Origin of the sequence: Geobacillus sp. LYN3 (assembly GCF_003064505.1) — a bacterium.
Taxonomy (GTDB): Bacteria; Bacillota; Bacilli; order Bacillales; family Anoxybacillaceae; genus Parageobacillus_B; species Parageobacillus_B toebii.
Genome location: NZ_QCWL01000001.1, coordinates 1182248 through 1185806, shown reverse-complemented (window position 1 = coordinate 1185806; position 3559 = coordinate 1182248). Strand labels below are relative to the sequence as shown.

Sequence of the window (3559 nt, the reverse complement as noted above, 5' to 3'; positions counted from 1 at the left end):
TTTACCAACTGTGGATAATTTGAAAATCCCTATTTTGACGAAAAACTTTGAAATATACTCTTCATAGCTGAAGTGTATAAAAAGAAACTTGCACATAGCAACTAGATATTTTACAATAAGAATCAACAAAACGGGAACGGCACATGCGATGAGAAAGAAGAGTACATATTGCGATGCCTTCAGAGAGCTTGTGGGTGGTGCGAACAAGCGGCTAGCAATATGGAATGGGCTTTCGAGCATCCGGCTGAATGAGCAGTTGGCTTTAGTAGGCTTTGGACGTCTGCCTTACGTTATCAAGGCGCCATGCATATAAAAAGCATGGGCAAAGTGATTGCACGTCATGTGCAATAACTAGGGTGGCAACGCGGTCCTATCGTCCCTAACTCTCAGGGGGTAGGGCCTTTTTAAATTGATAAAAAAAGGAGTGGTGTTATGAAAACGAGCTTTTCAGGAATTCAGCCAAGCGGCGTCATTACGCTTGGTAACTATATCGGAGCAATGCGGCAATTCGTGGAATTGCAGCATGAATACAACTGCTATTTTTGCATTGTCGATCAACACGCCATTACCGTTCCGCAAGATCCGGAAGAACTGCAAAAAAACATTCGCAGCTTAGCCGCTCTTTACTTGGCGGTCGGCATTGATCCGAATAAAGCTACTTTGTTTATTCAATCGGAAGTTCCTGCCCATGCCCAAGCGGGTTGGATACTGCAATGCATTTCTTATATCGGTGAACTAGAAAGAATGACTCAATTTAAAGATAAGTCGGCAGGAAAAGAAGCGGTAAGTGCTGGGCTGCTTACCTATCCGCCGTTGATGGCTGCGGATATTCTTTTGTATAAAACCGATATCGTACCTGTCGGGGAAGACCAAAAACAACATATTGAATTGACGCGCGATTTAGCGGAACGATTCAACAAACGGTATGGAGAGATTTTTACGATTCCAGAACCGCTTATTCCAAAAATTGGTGCACGCATTATGTCACTTACGGATCCAACGAAAAAAATGAGCAAATCGGATCCAAACAAAAAGTCGTTTATTACACTTCTTGATGATGCCAAAACGATTGAAAAGAAAATAAAAAGCGCTGTAACCGATTCTGAAGGCGTCATCCGATATGACAAAGAAAATAAACCGGGAATTTCCAATCTCCTTAACATTTATTCGATTTTAGCCAATAAAACGATTGAAGAACTTGAACAAGAATATGCTGGGAAAGGATATGGCGTATTTAAAGCTGATCTTGCCCAAGTAATTATTGACACCCTTACTCCGATCCAAGAAAAATATTACGACTTGTTGGAAAGCAGCACGCTTGACCAAGTGCTTGACCAAGGAGCAGAAAAAGCAAACAAAGTAGCAACGGAAATGCTTGAAAAAATGGAACAAGCGATAGGGCTTGGAAGAAGACGCTAAAACAATAATAAAAGCAAGCCGAACGATGGCTTGCTTTTTTATATATGTTTTATATGCTTATTAAGCTTTCCTATGCTGACTCTGGCAGAAATATCATTCATCATTGCGACTTTATTTTTCTTAATTCACTTTTGGCTCCTGTTCCATTTCCCAAAGCTTTTCAAAAAACGGCTGTCCTTTAATTAATTTTTCGCATAGCTGCTCATGTTTGTCGGACCAGCCGTATTTTGTCTCTTCGTATAAGTGCTGCCATGCCTCTTCAAACGACATTTTTTGAATATCAGGATATTTTTGCGGCGCCCATTCCGTATACCAGTAGCGTACCTCTGCAACGTTTTTCGTCAAATGAAGTTGGTCAAGCGCCATAAATAAAAGTTGTTTAAGCTGTCGTTCCTTTCGTGTAAGTCCCATCATCCATTCAGGGGAGGGCGACAAAATATGATACTCTTTTTCATGAGCAGGCAGCGGATATGGTTCTTCTTGATGTTCAGCGACCATTTCGTATACTAGCTGCTCCTGTCTCGGAATAAGGCGGCTTTTCCGAATCGGAATGTTATAACCAATCGTATCAACAGCAAGAATGCCATAACCGTCTGTAATGACAAAACAATAATCAAGCTGAATGCGTTCATGATTTTTTCGCACATATGCTTTTTGATATACGTCTTCAAGAAGCTGCTTTGGGATTTCCGATAAACTGTTTTCAATATAGTTGAATAGCGCAGAAGACACTTTGAGAAGCGGTACTTGATCGAGCAGTTCCACTTGATCATCTTTCCGCCATTCATGGAAATGACATACGTTGTATCCGTTCTCTTCCCCTTCAAACCAATTGACCCAAACATCATGCAGATACAGCATACGATACCCCTCACTTCTAAACCTATTTGTCCATCAGTATAGGCAGAGGGGGCGAATTTTATTCCATACTACCCTTTTTTATCCATTACTCTTCTCGGTAAGGGAAGTATAAGCTTCCCCACATTAGTAAAAGTCCTATTGGTAATAAATAACATTCTACTCTTGTGCAAATATATGAAAAATATTCGCTCCATCCCCGCTCTGGCGTCATAATGTTTAAATAAGCAATAACGGTTATCCCGCCAATGACAGAAACTCCAAAACCGACTAAATAAATAAATATGCGAATCATCGGGTCCCTCTTCTTTCTCTTAACTTGTCCATCTTATTTTTACATATATGAGCACCCGATGATCATCATGACTATTCCTTTTTCTCTGACGAAGCAAGATGCAACATCTGTTCTGAGTCAATGCCCATTAACTCGGAAAAGCGAGCACCATGTTCAAGGCAACGACGGACTATATAATATCCCACTGCATAACCAAGCATGGCTGGATAAAAACCGAGACCATAGAGAAGTCGAGAATATAACGGATGTTGTGGTAAAATTGACTGATATGGTGAAACATATCGTTTCCAAAAATGATCAAGTTGTTCATCTGAGTAATAGGTCGTCCAGCTTGCTTGATGACTCTTGCCAACATAACGGCCAACAGCATTTTCGGCAAGTCCTTCTAGTACGATCGCGTCTAAAAGTGTAACGCCTTCATCTTCCTTTTTTTGTTTTTTCAGGCGGCAAACATGATTATACTCATGTGTGATCAATGCCTCGATTTCTTTGTCCGTATGATGCGGTAATAAAAAAATAAGCAATTTATCGTGAAAAGCGACTCCGCCTTTACTATTAAACTCACGAGCCAATTTTCGATTATGTGTGTCTGCTGGAAAAAGAAAAAGAGGCACATCTGGACCGTTCCATTCCTTTTTTCGTTTCTCGTAAACCGCCTCGACTCGTTCCCATATGTTTTTTTGTTTCATTTGCTTAATCATTTCTCCGATATTTTTTGACGGTTGATACATACCGTAACGCACGAGATAAAGATAAATATCACGTGCTCTGGCGTTTGGAAAGTAGGAAGTTAGATGTTGGCATAGCCGAATAGGATTGTCATGCCATTCATCGAGCCATTGGTCGGTACGAATAACAGGCATCTTTTTCACCTCTTTTTCCGTTTTTTCTATCGTATGACGGAAAAGAAAAAGAGGTCAACTACCCAACGGCTAAAGCCGTGGGCTTGCAGCTAGCCTAATTGGCTGCCGCGTTCGGCTGGTTGAC

Annotated in this window: 4 protein-coding genes and 1 other annotated feature; of the genes, 1 reads left to right on the top strand and 3 read right to left on the bottom strand. The window is 40.9% G+C overall.

Annotated elements, in window-relative coordinates; all coding sequences use genetic code 11:
• Positions 1-139: 139 nt before the first annotated feature.
• Positions 140-384: a binding site (T-box leader), on the top strand.
• Positions 385-432: 48 nt separating this feature from the next.
• Positions 433-1419: a tryptophan--tRNA ligase gene (gene trpS / locus DCC82_RS06180; RefSeq protein WP_108430283.1), complete on the top strand. Its 987-nt coding sequence runs from the start codon at positions 433-435 to the stop codon at positions 1417-1419.
• Between the two features lie 120 nt (positions 1420-1539).
• Here the strand turns inward: trpS and DCC82_RS06175 are convergent, their stop codons facing one another.
• From DCC82_RS06175 to DCC82_RS06165, 3 genes are all read right to left on the bottom strand, one after another.
• Complete coding sequence (locus DCC82_RS06175; RefSeq protein ID WP_012749440.1) at positions 1540-2280, bottom strand: YjbA family protein; 741 nt, start codon at positions 2278-2280, stop codon at positions 1540-1542.
• An 85-nt stretch (positions 2281-2365) separates the two neighbouring features.
• Entirely contained in the window at positions 2366-2572 is a 207-nt protein-coding gene (locus DCC82_RS06170) for a YuzI family membrane protein (RefSeq protein WP_012749439.1), read from the bottom strand.
• A 71-nt stretch (positions 2573-2643) separates the two neighbouring features.
• Positions 2644-3435 carry a DUF2268 domain-containing putative Zn-dependent protease gene (locus DCC82_RS06165; protein WP_062679117.1) on the bottom strand — a complete coding sequence of 264 codons (792 nt, stop codon included), beginning with the start codon at positions 3433-3435 and terminating at the stop codon, positions 2644-2646.
• Between the last annotated feature and the right edge of the window lie 124 nt (positions 3436-3559).